Genomic DNA, 17,048 nt, shown 5'->3' on the forward strand with positions numbered 1-17,048 from the left:
CCCACATCGTCTAAAGCAGGCCGCGAATGGCGGCTATTGCGGGTTCTTTTCCCAAAACCCGCCATTCAGCAATCGGCCCCGTTGCGGACATTCGTGCCTTCGGTCAAACTCATGGAATGAATAGAGCGACCAAGCTTGCGTTGTTTGTCACTGTTGTCTTCATGGTCGCCGTGGGCCTGACACTCCTCAACTATAGCTTCGGCCACAACGCTATTGGTCAGTCAGGTTCAGACTTTCTTGCTGGACAGCGCGAGCGAATCAGAACGGCGATAGTATTGGAGGCCGCTCTGCTGATCTGCGCCTACGTTGCCATTCTACTCTTCGCCCGCCGCAAAGGCTGAATGTCGGAATTCCACCCATTACCGGTCGTAAGCGGCACCCCGGCTCGACCCCGAAAGCGGCACGGCGGCTTTGCCCGCATGCTGAAAAATTCCCGCCGGTAAGCAACCGACCCCGTTGCAGATATTCACTGACCTCCGCATAATCGCGGAATGCGCCTCATGGACTACTTTACTGGGCAACGCTTACACCTGCGCTCTCCATTGCCTGCGCAAACAGCAGCCCAACGCATTAACGATGCCGCTGGCTCAATGTTCTGGCCTTTTGCAATGGGCGTCGTAGGCGGAGTTTGGTTGGGCAACGTTCGGCTACAGTATAGAAGCTCGCCCTTCGAATATAATGCGAAGCCTGTCCTTGCCGGTCGGCTTCGGGATGTCGCGAGCGGGTCGAGTTTGGAACTGCGGTATCGTGCGCCACTTTGGGTCTATGGTTTCTATTTCGTGTGGTATCTGTTTCTCACGCTCGTTGGTGCTGTCCTAATCGGCAACGGGTGGGCACCTGATATAACCAGTGCCGAAAAGGCAATGGCTGTTGGCATAACCGGGCTACTGCTTGTTGTCCCGATTGTGCTGCATGCGGTTGGAACGCGCCGGTCGGGTGATGAGCTTGCCGCCATACTCGACTTCGTATCCTCGAATATCAACGCGACGCGTTAACGCCCGCCTTCCACCCACATCCGGACGTCACAGCCAGCGCGGCTCGCACAGAATATCGGACAGACAACTCGGATGAGATTTTCGCCAAGAGCCGTCCTTCTGCGTGCGGCGCTCACCAACTCTGCGCTCAGCTAGCCAAGTAAAGCTCGCCGTCGGCGTCGAGTACGAAGAGACGACCGGCTCTATCGCGCACGATCGCGGCAGGGCGTTCGATTGCTCCGTCTGCGGGGGCGAAATCAGCGGTTCGGTTCTCCATCTCGTTCGCCGTATGCAATATGCCATCACTCAGGAACCCGGCTCGGAAAGCGAAAATCTTTCCGCTTCGGTCGGTGATCAGGATTCGGTCATCGAGACTGGCGATCCTACCGGTATAGTGGAGCCCACCAGTCATTCTTTCCCCTTGAAAGAACCCATTCCCATATGTGTAGGTGATGGACGGACCGTTCACAGCTGCCGGCGGGTTGGCAACCCGGGCGAAGGTGCCTTCGCGAAATGGCCAGCCGAAATCGAGCGGGCGCGCATCTTGGAAGAAGTAATTGACTTCCTCTTGCTGGTCCGTGCCGCTGTCGAGCAGGAAGCTGCGAGAGGCATAGCCACCCCCCCCGGCCGGGGAATGAATCCCGTCTCCGAACAGTTCTGCAAAGATACAATAGGTACCGACCGAGGCGCCGCAGAACGGATCGACCTGAACCCGGTAGAGCTTGCCGTAACCCGACGTAACATCCTGCGCCAAACTGCCCGAAGGATCGCCCAGTGCGCCGAACAGAAAGCCGTCGCCGCCAATGAAGAGGGTGCCGCGCGCTGCCTCGGTGGAGGGTCCAGCGAGGACATCGGAAACGGAATACTGCAAGACGGAGTCTTGGAGGACAATGGTCCGCACGATTACCCCCACTCCCGTGATGTGGAGCATGGCCACACCATATCCATTGAAGTGGGCAACTGCGAGCACACGTCCGGTCTCCCCGGACCTGAAGACATTACCAGTCAAATTGCCCGACCCGCTCCCGCTAAAGAACTCACGAACCGAGCCGTCTTGCGAGACTACGATCAGCCCGTCAGACCCGCTTGTGCGCGCGGCAATCACCGCATCGGTTCCAAGGCCGCTAGTCAGCCGAGTAAAATTGACTCCCTCGCGGTCGTTTGTGACCCGCACCGACAAGGCCAGACTGGTCGATCCGCCCTTGCCGTCTGTTGCGGTCAATGTGACTTCGTAGGTGTTATCGAGATTTGCATCGGTAGGCTGATCGAAGTTCGGTGCTCTGGCGAAGCCGAGCGCGCCTCCGACGAACGAGAATGCGGCGGAATCGCTTCCGCCGGTAATTGCAATCGTGACCGTATCGCCATCGGCATCTGTGGCAGCGGCGTTATAGAACGGCGTGCTGGAATTCTCGGCTACCGAAGCGGTGGTTGCCGAGGTGAAAGATGGGGCTCTGTTGATTGGAGCAGGGACTTGACCACCACCGCTATCATCACCGCCGCAGCTGGACAGTCCACCAAGCACTAGAAGGGAGGCGATCAGCCTCCGCGAAGCAACGCGACCCATTTGTTTTTCGTCTCCCCCTGAGAGAACCATTGTTTGGCATCGGCGAATGCGCTTAGCAAGGGTTAAACGCAGGTTATCAGATGTTTGCCAATGCTTTAACGGCTGGTTCAAAGCCACGTGGCGGAGCCCGCCTCTGTAAAAATAAAAGTAGAGCTGGCTGGAGCAGGGAGCAATCCCAACGCCTGGTGCACTCGCCTCTCAAATTCCCGGCGCAGGATTGCAGCCACCTGCTCAATAGTCGAAGCGAGCAATTCTTTTATTGTTGCCACCTGCTCCCCGCAGGATGGACCGATATCTGGGCTTTCAGATAAAAGCTGCCGGTCGGGAAACGACCCCGTTTTGGCCGACCGGCTTGCCGCCGAGTCGTCCCCCCAAAGAGCGAACGAACAACGGGTAGGCCACGTAAAATCATGCGCCACCGTCCCGTCAACTTTTCCCGCTGCTAGCCAAGGATGGCTTTGCTGCGCGGAATAATCCTGCGGCACAGCCACACCCCGGCCAGTGAGGCGAGGAACGCCAGAACAACCGTCGCGAGTGTCGCGGGGCCGGTAATCCGGTTGAACACCCCCAGCGCCGCGATGTGCACGAGATAGACGCCCATCATGCAGGCCGACACAGCTTCGACTTTGTATGGAAGGTGAGGTAACATGATCGCGGCAATCACCGCGCCCCCGCCGACCGCATAAGGCAGACTGACCCCGTCAACGTTGAGGACTAGGCACAATAGCAATCCCAAGCCGCCGATCAGTAGTCCCAACCGTTCACGAAATGCCACGCCCAGCAGCGCCGCCGGGATGGCGTGGAGATACTGCGCCAAAGGCACTGCCGCATCTAACTGCACTCCGCGCCACGGCGGTGAGGCAGCAAGCAGCGCGAAGGCCAGCAGCGCGCAAAGGTGGGGGTTGAGCCGGGCGGCCAGCAGATTGGCCGCGAAGATAAAGGGCAAAAACCAGAGGTGCGAGCCGTAAAGGATCGACTGCACCGGGTTCATGCCGTCATGGAAGGGCGACCCGTCGGCTGCAAATCGCCAGACAAGATAGAACACCGTCCAGAAAGCCCAGGGCACAAGCAAGCGCCGGGCCAGCTTGCCGGTGTCGCCTGCAGCGAAGTGCGTTGCCAAAGCGGTGAACGCGATCAGCCCAGAATATCCCAGCGCCGATCCGCTCGCCCCGCTGTGAAACAGCACGATCCCGAATGCCGCGGCGATGCGGACCATTTCGATGTTTTGATTTCGCTGCATATCAGGGTTTGCCAATCGTCGAACGATGATTCGGAGTTGAGCCCTTATTGCAGCAATTGCTGTATTGATAGCCGTGGCTTATTCTTTTTCATTCTGGCCTTGCCGGCCAGAAAAGACCTTAGCCAATGATTACTATATTGGTCGCGTGCAGTGGTTCCATGACCACACGGCCAAGGGGCGCGTTGCACTGTTGGCTGAAAGCATCACGGCTCGCGGCAAGTGGGAAACCGCCCTGCCCGGCTGCGGCGTCGTGAACCGGGCTATCGAGTACGAAACCACCTCAGGCGCGCTGGCGCGGCTTGACAAAGTTTTACGGTTCAAAGCCATTATCTCGGTCGATATGCTGGGCGCAAATGACAGTTTGCAACTCAAATCAGTTCTCGAGACTTCCGCTCGCTATCGCGCGATCATGCATCGCTTTGCCGGCACATCCCAAGTGATCGACTTGTCCACCACTTTGCGCGCGGGCAGTCAGACGGATGCGAATGCCCGGATCGCGGGCCTTAATCGTGCACTGGCTGGCGAGTGCGGCAGCGGATTTTGCCATATTGAAGGCGATGCTTTGAGTGAGCGATACGGTTCCGGCGCCTTAGGCAACTGCTCCGACTTCGACGTGCTTCAACATGACTCCGGCAGCTGTTTCCGGCACCGGATCTTGCCAGGACCAAAGGTCGGTTGTCGATCTCATGGGCAAACGATCCAGCCCTCGTAGATGCTTCATGAGGCGGACATTCGGCATTCGGCTTGTTAAAGCTTGGCCTTAAACACCGTAAAAATGGTTTCCTGACGGTTCGCAACGCCGCGCTCCATCGTAAGCTTCTGTCACGAGCAGACATGAGCGGTCCTTATCTAAACAATCGGCTATGAGTCGGCAGCCGAGCAGATCCTAAACACGCGGATGCTCCGCTTTCATGTGGATCGGCCCCTGCCGTTCTGTAGGCGCGGAACCATTTTCTCAATGCAGGCTGCGGCGCAGCACCCCGCCGTCCCCGGCCAAACCGGCAAATTCCGTACATTCATCCAGCAATTGTCCCGGCGGATCGATTACGAAATAAACCGTCTTCGGATCGATCAGCTATGCCAGTTCATTCTACCCGTTGGCCAGCGCTGCCGGGCGCACCACGGCGACGGCGCGCGCGCCATGGCCTGCATTGACCAGCGCGCGGAAGTCGTCCTCGGATTGCCTGATCGTGCCCTCATCCCGTAGCGCGAAACTCGGCGTCAATGACACTCCAGCCAGACTTCGACCCCGCTGAAATCGCAGGCTTCGAGGTGCTCGGGGCGGATCCAGAAGAAATAGACCCCGCCATCGCCCCAGCACCAGTCCATCGCATCGTCGGTGGCAATCTGCATCAGCAGCATCTGCCCGAAGGCGGGATCCTCGATCGGTTCGCTCTGCACCCCGTCATGATAGCCGCCCATCCGGTGCGGGCGGTTGTTGTAGAGCGCGCGCCAGGCCGGTTCCTGCGCGGCGGCCCAATCGGCCGGGAGCAGGTGACGGCGCGCGGGATCGAGGTAATATTCGATTGCGATCTGATCCATCCCCTGCGGCGGCTTGAGTTCGATCGTCTCGCGCGGCGACATCAGCGAGACCGGGAAATCCCCCGCACGGATGCGGCTGTGGCGCAGTTCGAGATGGTCGAAATGCTTGCCCTCAAAGGTCGCGGTCAATTGCTGCCAGTAATCTTCCTGCAATGGCGCATCGGCATCGCTCTTGCCGAGCATCGCCGTGATCTGATCACAGCCCTCCGCCAGCTTCTCGCGCCAAGCGAGCCATTGGGCGTGGCGGGTCTCGATGCTTTCCAGCAACTTTGCGGCATCCATTGAGCGGTATTCGGGAACCGCTGCCTCGAGGAAGGCGAGCCGCCGGGCCTGCCCCTCGCCGCGATCATCGGGGGCTATTTCGCGCAGGCGCTCAAGGCCTGCCCCAAGCTCTGCAATGAGATGCTGATGGCCGCCGTCGGCCAGCAGCAATTCGCGCGCCTTGTCGTCAATCGGCGAGCGGACTTTGAAACGCAGCGACTTGGCCAGCGATTCCACCGCTGTTTGCGCCTGCCCAAAGGTCAATGGCCGGATGCGCGGCATCGGGCTGGCGAATTCGGTCTTGCTGTGAGGCACATCGGCGTAGAGGACTTCCGACAGGTTGTCGGGGCTGGCGCTCTTCCACGTGCTGCCGTTTTCCTCGTGCAGGGTCAGCGCGTTGGGCATGGGAACAATGTCGATCGGCCAGCGGCGCCAGAAGGCGGGAATGTCGTCCTTATCCAGCCAGTTGTAACTACCGCCGGTATGGACCTTGTCGTGCACCGGGCCGCAATCGAAAGGTGGCCGACGTTCGCTGCCGAGTTTTCTGGTGTAGATTACGCGGTGAAGGCCCTTACCCTCGCCCGAGAAGTGGTTGGGATTGATGAAGAACAGCAGCCAGCCTGTGCGCGGGCCGAGGCCGACCCACATCTCGGCGGGCAGATCCTCGCAAGCGATCTGGGCGAGGAAGTGGAGTGGGATTTCGCCGCGCTCGGGATATTGTTCGTTCACTCCGCGCGGCCATTCGACTGCGTCGGGCATCATCGGCAATCCGCCGAGCCACGAACGCGGCGGCTCATCGCGCACCGGCACCTGACGGCGCAGGACGGCAGTAACGCGCTCACTGCGCAGGGCCGGTGGAGCGGGAGGAGAGGAACCGACGGGCGGAGCGGTCCGGACAGGTTTGGACAGTACGCGGGGCGCGGTCGGCTCGCCGTGCGCAGCGCGGATGCGGGCAAGCCGATCGGCAGGCGGTGACGCGCCGGGAATGTCAGAGCCGACCACAGACTCTGCAGGAGGCCGGGCTTGCGGTTGCAGGGCGTGCGCCTCGGCCTGCTCTTCGCCGTCCGCCGCCCGGCTCTCGGCGCGGCGCTTGGCCACCCGTTGGATGAGCAAAACGATTGTCACCAGAGCGCTGACCAGCAGTATAAGCGAGGTGTACTTGGAAGCAGGCTCCATCGCGGCGAAACCCTTTCATGCGTGCAGCGGCGGACAAACTGAGCCGCACATTAACACTGTTTAGGTTAATTTAGAGAATATAGGAGCCTGAAGGGGACGGGGGGCTCTCGCCGACTTTGCAAAAAGGCGATTGCAAGGCCTGAGATGCACATCGCTATCTGGCGCGGATAGAGAGACGATCAGTCTCGTGTATTGCTCGACGATGCCGATGCGTCGAGCGGTGCCAGAAACCGGGATACCGAACATTAACTTCAATGCCTTAGCTAACGCAGGGAGAGGTAGAACCCGGTATGATTTTGAAGCAATCGGACGAGCGCCGCAGCGATCTTGCAGAGCTAGCGCGATTGGCGAGCCAGTGCGACGCTGCGCAGAAGCGTCGGCTCGAAAGCGAATACAAGAAGTTGACCGCCGGCAACCAGGGCGAGCGGGATGCAGCGCATGTGTTGAACCGCATCTTCGGCGAATCTGACCGCACAGGCCTGCTTCACGATTTGCGGATCGGGGTGCGCGGTGAATTCGCGCAAATAGATCATCTCGTCATCCATCGTGGGCAAGGCCGTATCTGGCTGTGCGAGACCAAAAATTACAGTGGGCGAATGCAATGCAACGCGCACGGGGAATGGACGGTTTGGTATGGCAAGCAGCCGCAGCCTGTGCCTTCGCCGATCCAGCAGGCACGAATGCAGGCGATCGTGCTGCGGCGCTGGCTGGAAGCGAATGGATACGCCAGCCTTGAGGTGCTGCCGCTGGTTCTCGTGGCCCCGACCACCAGCGTCGATCGACGTCAGGTGCGCGACGATGTGACAATCGTGAAGTGGGATCAATTCGGCGAATGGTGGGAGCGTCAGAGCGCCGATCTCAGTGCGCTGGCGATGGTAAAGATGAGCGCAAGCTTATTCTGGGAGAAACGCGATACAGCTTGGCTGCGCGAATTGGGCGAAAAATTGTGCGGGGCACACACTCCCATCGTCTTCGACTGGAAAATGCGGCTGGGGCTTGCGCAGGCGAACGCCTTAAACAAACGAGGAGAAGAGGAGGGCAAGGTCCATCCGTTGGCTACAGATGAGTCCACCGCGTATCCAGCCAAGGTGATGCTGGAGGAACCAGGCCTTGACTTGTCACCCATGATGACTCCGCATGGGAAAATTACCTTCACCGCACTAGGCGATACAGAGGTGGCCGTCCGTAATCCGCCGGTAGAACCTTTGATCGACATTGTCCGCGGCACTGTGAAGGGCCGCGGTCGCTGGCACCCGCGCTTCAGGAACTGGATCGTGAAGGTCGAAGATTACGGCGAAGTGCGGTGCGAGATCGGGGCCCGACTGGCCCAAGCGTGGGATCGTCGTAGGGCCTAATCACCCACCTCCGGTCATGAGCATGATCGTTGAGTAAGTCCGAAAGCGGAACGGCTGCTTCTGGAGGAAGCCGACGTTCAATGCGGCGATTGTGAACGACCCTTTGTGGGCTGCAAGCGGTCGCCCGGTGGTCGCGCCGGGGATGGCGGCAATCAAGCTTTGGTTCTCTATAGCCGCCTGTCAGCACTCGGCCGCGAATCGGATATGAAGAAGGCGGTCCGTCCCGATTGGGACGGACCGCCCGCCGAGTGACCTGGACCTGTCAGGAGGGGTCAGGCAGCCTGCTCGGCGATCTCGGCACTAACCGCGTCGTCGCCTTCGTGCTCGGCCAGTTCGACTTCTTCGGAGCCGGCGAAGCGCATGATCGAAGGCACCCAGGCCAGCGCCCGCGCCTTGACGTCGGGCTCACCGATGAAGTTGCCCGAGAAGATGCGCTCGGCGGCGCTTGCCAGTTCGGCCTTTTTCGAAGCAGCATAGCGACTGACCAGATCGGGACCGCCGGCGGCGTCGAGTGCTTCGAGCGTGCGAGCCTTGGCGACGCGGTCGAAGTAGTTCGCCGCCGTGGGACGCCACCAATGCGCGGTTTCGATTTCGAGCAACAAGCCCAGCGCTTCGTGCATCGGCACCGAGCGCTCGCCTTCGCAGGCCAGGCTGGCGACAAGCGTGCGCGAGACGACATGGCCGAGCCAGGCAGAACGCGCCTCTTCGGACAGCGCCCGGAACCTCGCAAACCGCTCGACGTCGCAGGTCCCCGTACGCCAGCTTTCATCAAGTGACTCGGCAAACTCGGCCAGAGCAGCACTCGCCGGCGCATCCTTGGCCTCGAACCCGGCAACCGGGCCGGACGCGACTCAACCGGCCAGCGTCGAGGCCTTTCTGGCGCGCCAGTCATGCCCATCGGCATCGGCAAGCGTGAAGACCAAGAAGTCGAGTGCGAGCGCCGGATCATTCGCGAGATAGATCGCCAGGATATCGCGGCGCTGCATCGCGAGTTCGTCGAGCAGGCGCTGCGACAGCGAGCTGCCCTTCGGCTTCGCCGTTCCGCTGTCCTCGACTGCCTCGATAGGACCTTCGTCGGTGATGACCTCGGTCTCCGTGTAGTACTGCGGGACCAGTGTCGGTTCGCCATCGCGCGAGAGGACGAGGAAAGCACCGGCCTCGGATTTCAGTTCGTCGGCAAGCACGGGGGGACGGTCATTGAGCGCGCGCATCGCGCGGTCGATCACCACCAGCTCCTTTTCGGCCTTGGCCACCTCGTCCTCGTTGCTGTCCTCGTCTTCGAGCACGGCGGCGACGCGGTCGTAGTCAGCCTCAAGTTCGCCGAGCTCCTGCGCTTCCTTTTCGGTCATCGGCGCACGCTCGCAAGGAAGACGGCTCAGACCTTCGACAAGGTCTTGGCTGACGTAGTTGCCAAGCGTCGGGCGCACCCAAGCCAGACCGTATTCGACCGCGGTCTTTTCTGCGGCTTCGTCCATGGCCTTGTGGGCAAGGTCCTCGAGCAGCGCGACATCGATCCAGCTCTCGCTGGCATCATCGTCGAACAGTTCGCGCTCAATCCGGCCGCCTGCAGCGAGGTAGGCATCGCGTCCGACCAGCACCGCGCGCGGATCGCAGCCGCGCACCGTGGCATCCAGCACCATACGGCGGATCGTGTCGGGCGTGATCTGGTACCAGGCATCCTGCAGCTCGGCATACACATGCGCTTGGCGCTCGACATCAGAAATGGCGCCGTAGGCCTTGGCCATGTCGAGCGTGATCGTGCCCTCAGCGAGTGCTTCGAAAACACAGGGTGCGAGACTTGCCAAACGCAGGCGCCCTTCCACGAAACGGACGGTGAGGCCGAAGCGGCGCGCCACGTCTTCGGCCGTAGCACCTGCGTCGATGATCGATGCAAAGGCCTGCGCCTCGTCGGCAGGATTCATCGCGAGACGCTGGAAGTTCTCGGCAAGACTGGCTTCGCGCACTTCGCTTTCCTCGCCTTCGATGACGAGGCAGGTGACTTCGTGGTTCTCTGGTAAGGTGCCCTCTTCGGCCAGCGCCTGCAGCGCGGCGAGGCGGCGACCGCCGGCCTCGACCTCGAACTTGCCGCGCTTTCCTTTGCGCACGACGAGGTTCTGCAGCAGGCCGCGCGCGGCGATGTCTGCCCGCAGCTGGAGGTCGGCGAGGACATCGCTCGACTTGCGAACGTTGCGCGGGCTCGGGACGAGCTTCTTCAAGGGTATCGACTGGATCATGGGTGTTCTCCTGATGGAATGAAGGCGCAGGTGAGGATCACGAGGCCCACAAGCCCAAAGGGCTACCTCCACTCTCATCAGATTATCGGTGAGCATTACTCCCAGCTTGGCCCAGAAAATTTCGAAATGGGAATGGCTGATCGGGATTTCAGCGCCATTACGCGGGCACCCTTTGGCTTCAATTTTGGCTGAGTAGTTGCGGCCGGTTTTGCTCTGTCAGCAATCAGGCTGTCGGAAGGGGAGTTTCAGCGCGCTCGAACCCCACGCGGTTTCAATTTACCCGCACCATGTGCCTTTCCATGTGAGGGAGGAAATCCATCTTGCCGATCTCAAGGCCTTCTCGCCGCAACAGCGCGTAGGCGAGCGTCAAGTGAAAGTAGAAGTTTGGGAGTATCCAGTCGCGAATGTCTTCTTCTGCGGACATTACGAAACGGACGCCGTTAGGCAGAGTCAGATCGACTTCGCCAGTCGCTGGTGACCAGTCCGCCAGATTGCTTTCGGCGACGCGGGCACGGACTGCCGCGACACGGTCTCGCACCTCGGCCAGCGAGGCATAGCTTTCTTCCTCGAGCGGGACATCCTTTATCCCAACCTGCTGCAGCGCGAGCAGCGCCTGGTTGATCGCGACGCGGAACTGCAGTTCTAGCGGAAACATGTCATCCGCCAATCGGGCGTCGAGAACCGTGTCCGACATGTCCGCTTCAATTGCCTTCGCTAGCAGGTGGTCAAGCGTGCCAAGCATGTTGTCAAAAGTCTGCGATGCGAAGGCGGCGTATTGCATTCGAGTATCTCCATCCGGGCGTTGATTACCTAGATCGCATTGGAACGTGGTCAATCCCCCTGCGGTCAACGATCCATCAAGAACAGAATAATCCTACGCTTGTGAGGCTCCTAAATCGAAACGCCTCCTAGGGACGCGACGTGAGGTGCGGCGATCCCTGCTGGCCTAGACGCCGAGCCCAACAAGGATCTCAGAGGCTCTCGACACCGGGACAAACAGCCGCGTGCGGTAACGGATAATCTCGGTGAAGCAGCCCTTGTTCTTGTACCAGTCGAGCCGATCGGGCGAGAATCCGGTCAGTTCAAGGCGCTGTTCGCCGCCAACCAGCGAACGCTTGACGGTGAGGGGATCGTGGCTCGCAAGGCCCAGCGGTTTGCCGCTGGCGAGGACGAGGTCGCCGATCTGCTCTGCCGATGGTCCGGTAACTCCGGAAAGGCCAAAGGTCTCGGCGATTGCAGCGAGATCGACATCGAGCACTTCGCGCCCGATGATCGACTGGCCGTCCTTAGCAACGAGCCGGGTGACGCGGACATGATCGCCGGGAAGGCGCTTCCAAACAGGGAGCAGCAGTCCGGTGGCAAGATGGGCGCGCTCGGTGAGCGGTGAAGCAGCGGCCTCTTCTTCCTCGTCCCGCCAGGCGCTCGTGAACGCAGTGACGCCCACCTCCTCCCAGTGGCTTTCAGCAAGCGCCTCAAGCGTCCAGTTGGCGGACTTGAGCGGGCGCAGCAGGCGCCGGCGTTCGATCACGGCCCCATCGTCGGCGATGAGGCGCCGGGCAGGAACCGACAGCGCGACCTTGCCCGAGCGTGCGTTGCGCATCGGGATCGCGTGCGTGCTGCCGATCTCGTGCATCCGCGCCAGGCGCTGCAAGCGTAGAGGCCGAAGGTGTCTCGACACGTCGAGCGAGACAAGACGGGTCTCGGCTCCGGTCACGGGATCGGTTCGCAGGAGTTCGTCGGCGAGGACCTCGAAACTATCGACCCTGACGGTTTCCAGTCCCTGGTCAAACGTTCCGGCCTCGCGCGCAGCTTCAATCCGCGCTTCAACGAGGCCAAGGTATTCCTCGAAGATCGCGTTCTGCAGCGCGATCGGCAGCGCGAGAATGCGGTTGAGCCAGCGCTGGATCGTCGGGAGATTGTCGGTCAGCCCGCCATCGGAGTTTTCGAGACGGAGGCCGGTTCGCTCGACGAAGTTGCCGAAGCTCGTGGCCTCAAGCTTGCCGTCATAGAGCATCTGGAACCAGCGGCTGAGCGCGTTGCGCGCATAGTCGCTTTCAAGATTGTCTGCCGGGTCGAACAGGTTCTGTCCGCCGGTCTGGCGCTGACCGCGCGTCAGCGCGCCCAAGGCATCGAGCCTTCGCGCAATGGTCGAGATGAAGCGGCGCTCGCCCTTCACGTCGGTGGTTACCGGGCGGAACAGCGGGGCCGAGGCCTGGTTGGTGCGGTTGGTACGACCGAGACCCTGGATGGCGTTGTCGGCGCGCCAGCCCGGCTCGAGCAGGAAATGCACCCGGCGCTGCTGGTTCCTGGCACCCAAGTCGGCATGATAGGATCGCCCCGTGCCGCCCGCATCCGAAAAGACCAGGATGCGCTTGGTGCCTTCCATGAAGCTTTGCGCTTCGGCGACATTGGCACTGGGGCTACGCCGTTCGAGGCGCTGCTCACCATCGCGGCCCAGGACAAGCCTGCGGGTCCGGCCCGTCACCTCAGCCACGGCGTCGGTTCCGAAATGTTCGATAATCGCATCGAGCGCAGTGGCGATGGGCGGCAGTGCGCAAAGCTGTTCGATCAGCGCATCGCGCGCAGCCACGGCGCGCGGGCAGAAGATTGGATTGCCTTCCATGTCGCTCATCGCCTCGGAGCGAAGATTGCCGTCCTCGTCGGCGAAGACCTGCATCAGGCGTACCGGAAAGCCCTTGGCGAGGTAGTCGACGACGTATTCGCGCGGGGAGAGATCGATATCGAGCGCTTCGCGTTCCTCGTCGGAGAGGTCGGCGAGACGCCGGTCGAGCATGGCCTCGGCGGTCGAGACCAGCTGCACCACGATCGAATGGTTCTCGCCAAGCGCTGCTTCCATCGCGGGGATCAGGCTCGGCAGTTTCATCGAAAGCAGGAGCTGGGCAAAGAAGCGCTGCTTGGTGCCTTCGAAGATCGACAGCGCTGCCGCCTTGGCGTTCCGATTGAGCGTATCGCCGCTGTCTTCGTCGACCACCCGGGTTGCTTCGAGCGCGGCCTCCAGATTGCGGTGAATGATTGCCCACGCATCGGCATAGGCGTCATAGATTTTCACCTGCGCGTCGGTCAGGCTGTGCTCGAGGATCTCGTACTCCACCCCGGCGAAGGAAAGCGCACGGGCAAGGTAGAGCCCCTGGGCCTTGAGGTCGCGGGCGACGAGCTCCATCGCCGCAACGCCGCCAGCGCGGATTTCGGTCATGAAGGTTTCATGTGTCGGGAAAGCGGTCTCAGGTCCCCACAGGCCGAGCCGAGTGGTGTAGCCAAGATTGGCAATGTCCGAGGCGCCCGTGGCAGACGCGTAAAGCACGCGGGCGCGCGGCAAATGGTTCTGGAGCCTAAGGCCCGCGATACCCTGTTCGGAGCCCTTGACCTTGCCGCGGATTGAAGAGCCCCCGAGCGCATTGGCCATCGCATGGGCTTCGTCGAAGGCGATCACGCCGTCGTAGTCCTCGCCCACCCAGGCAAGGAGCTGGTCAAGCCGCGTATCCTCGGCGCGCCCCGAGCGCAGCGTCGGATAGGTCACGAAGAGAATGCCTTCGGGCATCGTCACGGGTTGGCCGAGTTTCCAGCGCGAGAGCGGCTGGAGATCGAGCGGCAGCCCGCCGAGCGCTTCCCAGTCGCGCCGCGCATCTTCGAGGAGCGCCTCGTTCTTGGTGATCCAGACATGGCGGCGCTCGCCGGCGAGCCAGCGGTCCATGATGACCGCTGCGATCTGCCGTCCCTTGCCCGCTCCGGTGCCATCGCCGAGGAAGAAGCCTTGGCGGTAGGAGCGCCCATCCTCGGACAGTTCCAGCGAGGTGCCTTCCTGGCTGACTTTGAAGCGACCCGGAAGATCGCGTGCGAATGCCTGGGCAGCATAGACCAGTGTCTCGCATTGCGCTTCGGACAACAGGCCACCGGCGTGCCAACCTGCGGGAAGGCGCGGAATGACGTCCGGCTGAGGCGCCGCGACCGAACCCATGGCGACCGACTCCACGAGCGGGGTAGGATGGACCGGCGCATCCTCGAACGCGATGCGGCTTGGCCGGTAAGGCAGGTAGATGCCGGTCTGTTCGGGCACTGGCGCTGGATCGGCCAAGACCGAATAGGCAAGATTGATCGCATTCGCTGTGACTGCTGGTGTCGCAGCGAACGGCGCCAACGGCCGGACCGGCGGGCGAGGAGTAGAGGTCTTGCCAACGAGGCAGACTGGCTTCCCGATTGGCAGGCGACGGGGGCTGGCGGAGGTGTGTACGCGTGGCGGAAGCGCGTTGAGCAGCTCGTGGAGCGCGACCAGGTCGGCCGTATCTCCGGCGATCGCGGGCGAGGACGCAGTCGGCGTCTTGTCGAACACGGCCAGGCGAACCGCGACCCCTGTCCCTGTATGGCGAAATATCTGTTGCAGGCGCACATCGAGGAGCAGCGCCGCTTCGTTTTGTGCCTTGGCGAAGGTGGGAGCGTCGAAGCCTTCGGGCATGATGGCGACAATCCTTGCCCCATTGGCAACGGTCCGGATCGCGCTCCGCAGGTGGCGCTGCGCCGTCTTGCCATCCTTGCCGCGTTCCCGGCTGCGCGCGAACGGCGGGTTCATCATTACGACCGACGGACCTGGGCCGCGATGAAGGTCGGCGATCAGTTCCCCGTCATGCGCAGTGATGGTGGCCGAAGGGAAGATCAGGCTCAGGGCGTCTTGTCTTGCCGGATCGATCTCGTTGAGGACCAGCGAGGCGTTCTGGACGCTGCCCCAAAGAGCAAGAGCGCCATTGCCTGCGGACGGCTCGAGCAGCGTGTCGCGCGCGGAGAGAGCCGCAGCCTTTGCCATCATCCAGGTGAGCATTGGCGGGGTCGAGAACTGCTGCAGCTCGACCTGTCCTTCGCTGCGAACGAGCCGCGGCGGCAAGGCTGCTTCCAGCCAGTCCAAACGCGCTTCTGCTTCGTGCACGCTTGTCGCCAGGTCGATGCGCGAGGACTCGCGAAGCCAGAGCAGTGCGCCGATCTCGACCGCGTTGTTGTAATCATCGATGGTCCAGGCGCTTCCCCAGTCCAGGGCGCCGGTCTCGTCGGCGAACAGCCGGGAAATGTCGGCGCGGGCAAGGTGACGTCCCGAAGCGAGAAGCGCGGCAATCCTGGCGCCGACGGCGTAAGCCAATGGCACTGAGGACAACTGCTCGCCGGCTGGAAACAGGTCTGATTGAAACATGGCAATTCGTCCTCCTGATGAGGGCATCGGGACACGCCCTCTGCCGGATCAGGAATTCGAGAAGCCCTCTCTCCTCTACGGCGCCGCTTTGCGGCGCAGCCACGCTGTCAGTTCATCATTCCAGTCTGTATCGCTTGACGATGGTTTGCGAACGTGGATCGTCCGTCCATCGCGGGCATAAGCGGCCAGGCCACGCGACGCAGCCAGCTCGCCGCCAGCATCGTGATCGACGAAGAGGTGGAGTGCGGTCACGCTCTCGGGCACGCTGACAAGGCCGAAACGCTCGTTGCCCAGGGTCGTCCACACGGGGATGCCGGTTAGCGCATAGGCCGACATCGCGCTCTCGATACCCTCGGCAAGGCCAAGCTGGCCGGAAGCCGGAGCAAAAAGGCGGACAGCAGCCTCACCGAGCGCGCCAAGCGCGCGTTTCGGCTTGTCGAGAGCGGCCTTGCCTGAAGCCTCGGTAGACAGGAACGTGCGGTGGATGGCGATCGGCCCCTCGTCGAGGCTTACAGCCGCGATCATGGCGGGCAGAAAGCGGGTCCGTCCTTTCGGGCCAAGCGGCGTTCGCGGATGAAAGCGCAGCGCCGGAGATGCGGCGAGGATGCCGCGACTCTCAAGATAGGCCTTTGCCGGACTGGCACGCAGTGGCTGTGCATAGCGCCAGACCCTCAGCGCTGCCGCCGAGGGTTTGCGTGTGCTGGTCGGTTCGGGTTCGTTGGTGATCGCAGAAGCTGAAAAAAGCGCCGGTGCCTCGAAACCTTCACGCGCCAAAGCAGCCAGCACGCTCTGCTGATCGCATCCAGCGAAACAGTGGAAGAGGATGGCCTGTCGTCCGAGCGACACACCGAGTGACGGCGTGCGGTCATCATGCGCTGGGCAGCAGGCCATGCCCCTTGTGCCGGACCATTTGCCCCCTCGCGATTCGCAGATGCGGCGGGCGGTCGCAATAAGCGAGCGATTGTCGGTGACGAATTCGAGAGAGGACATGCGAGCTCCTGAGCCTGCCAGATGCCACGCTGTGAGCATCCCTCTGCTCTTACCCCGACGGTTCGAAATGCCACTCGAATCGCCAAAGCCTGACGATTGCAGCGTTGGATTTGCGGCATTGGAATAATTGCCGATCGGTCAGTCCGAAAGGCTGGTACCCCGCGCGCAAGTCGCGGCAGAAAAGCGTGGCATATCGAGTGAAGCTGATAGGACAGGTACGATATGTCATGGGGTTGCTATGTCACGCGGTTCGCGAGGAGCTGGCGGACTGCCCCCCCAGAGCCAGCGCGCCATCGCTCAGCCTGGCAATGACCATGCGCCTTCACGCCGACGGTGGAGCGCCCGGACGCAGGGGGCCCGACCGTTGGCACCACCATCAAGGCCAGCGCCTGTCACGTCTTCGGCATCGCCGCCCGACTGGCCGGTCTCAGCGCCGCAGACGCGGATCGCAGCCAGATCTGCGAGGCGCTCGCGCGCCCGCCCAAAACGAGCCGTGCCACAGGCATTCCTGCAGCGCG

General features: G+C 61.9%; 11 protein-coding genes and 1 pseudogene. 4 read left to right on the forward strand and 8 right to left on the reverse strand.

Features of this window, described 5'->3' with window-relative positions; all coding sequences use genetic code 11:
- The first annotated feature begins 26 nt into the window (after window positions 1-26).
- Window positions 27-341 (forward strand): hypothetical protein, encoded by a 315-nt coding sequence (locus tag E2E27_RS05885; protein WP_141458086.1) that lies wholly within the window; start codon window positions 27-29, stop codon window positions 339-341.
- A 150-nt stretch (window positions 342-491) separates the two neighbouring features.
- Window positions 492-995, forward strand: coding sequence for a hypothetical protein (locus E2E27_RS05890; protein WP_234036208.1), 504 nt, complete (start codon window positions 492-494; stop codon window positions 993-995).
- Window positions 996-1,122: 127 nt separating this feature from the next.
- Here the strand turns inward: E2E27_RS05890 and E2E27_RS05895 are convergent, their stop codons facing one another.
- Together E2E27_RS05895 and E2E27_RS05900 are read right to left on the reverse strand one after the other, a co-directional pair.
- Window positions 1,123-2,568 carry a PQQ-dependent sugar dehydrogenase family protein gene (locus tag E2E27_RS05895; protein WP_181443587.1) on the reverse strand — a complete coding sequence of 482 codons (1,446 nt, stop codon included), beginning with the start codon at window positions 2,566-2,568 and terminating at the stop codon, window positions 1,123-1,125.
- A gap of 412 nt (window positions 2,569-2,980) precedes the next feature.
- Window positions 2,981-3,754 (reverse strand): hypothetical protein, encoded by a 774-nt coding sequence (locus E2E27_RS05900; protein WP_141458089.1) that lies wholly within the window; start codon window positions 3,752-3,754, stop codon window positions 2,981-2,983.
- A 97-nt stretch (window positions 3,755-3,851) separates the two neighbouring features.
- Here E2E27_RS05900 and E2E27_RS05905 point away from each other — a divergent pair, with 97 nt between their 5' ends.
- Window positions 3,852-4,490 carry an SGNH/GDSL hydrolase family protein gene (locus E2E27_RS05905; RefSeq protein WP_141458090.1) on the forward strand — a complete coding sequence of 213 codons (639 nt, stop codon included), beginning with the start codon at window positions 3,852-3,854 and terminating at the stop codon, window positions 4,488-4,490.
- Window positions 4,491-4,868: 378 nt separating this feature from the next.
- Here the strand turns inward: E2E27_RS05905 and E2E27_RS19175 are convergent, their stop codons facing one another.
- Both E2E27_RS19175 and E2E27_RS05910 read right to left on the reverse strand, forming a co-directional pair.
- On the reverse strand, window positions 4,869-5,003 hold the full coding sequence (locus tag E2E27_RS19175; RefSeq protein ID WP_286172847.1) for a hypothetical protein: 135 nt from the start codon (window positions 5,001-5,003) through the stop codon (window positions 4,869-4,871).
- Window positions 5,000-6,757, reverse strand: coding sequence for a DUF1963 domain-containing protein (locus E2E27_RS05910; RefSeq protein WP_141458091.1), 1,758 nt, complete (start codon window positions 6,755-6,757; stop codon window positions 5,000-5,002). The genes E2E27_RS19175 and E2E27_RS05910 overlap by 4 nt, the downstream gene beginning before the upstream one ends.
- Before the next feature lie 290 nt (window positions 6,758-7,047).
- Here E2E27_RS05910 and E2E27_RS05915 point away from each other — a divergent pair, with 290 nt between their 5' ends.
- Complete coding sequence (locus E2E27_RS05915) at window positions 7,048-8,112, forward strand: nuclease-related domain-containing protein (protein WP_141458092.1); 1,065 nt, start codon at window positions 7,048-7,050, stop codon at window positions 8,110-8,112.
- A gap of 272 nt (window positions 8,113-8,384) precedes the next feature.
- Here the strand turns inward: E2E27_RS05915 and E2E27_RS05920 are convergent.
- The 4 genes and pseudogenes from E2E27_RS05920 to E2E27_RS05935 all read right to left on the reverse strand — a co-directional run bounded on the left by E2E27_RS05920 (window position 8,385) and on the right by E2E27_RS05935 (window position 16,530).
- Window positions 8,385-10,346: pseudogene (locus E2E27_RS05920) on the reverse strand (ParB/RepB/Spo0J family partition protein).
- Between the two features lie 271 nt (window positions 10,347-10,617).
- The gene (locus E2E27_RS05925) at window positions 10,618-11,127 is read right to left on the reverse strand and encodes a DUF1993 family protein (RefSeq protein ID WP_141458093.1); all 510 of its coding nucleotides are present in this window, start codon (window positions 11,125-11,127) and stop codon (window positions 10,618-10,620) included.
- A 165-nt stretch (window positions 11,128-11,292) separates the two neighbouring features.
- Complete coding sequence (locus tag E2E27_RS05930; RefSeq protein ID WP_141458094.1) at window positions 11,293-15,540, reverse strand: strawberry notch family protein; 4,248 nt, start codon at window positions 15,538-15,540, stop codon at window positions 11,293-11,295.
- A 75-nt stretch (window positions 15,541-15,615) separates the two neighbouring features.
- On the reverse strand, window positions 15,616-16,530 hold the full coding sequence (locus E2E27_RS05935) for a DUF7146 domain-containing protein (RefSeq protein ID WP_141458095.1): 915 nt from the start codon (window positions 16,528-16,530) through the stop codon (window positions 15,616-15,618).
- Between the last annotated feature and the right edge of the window lie 518 nt (window positions 16,531-17,048).

Source organism: Porphyrobacter sp. YT40 (genome assembly GCF_006542605.1).
Taxonomy (GTDB): domain Bacteria; phylum Pseudomonadota; class Alphaproteobacteria; order Sphingomonadales; family Sphingomonadaceae; genus Erythrobacter.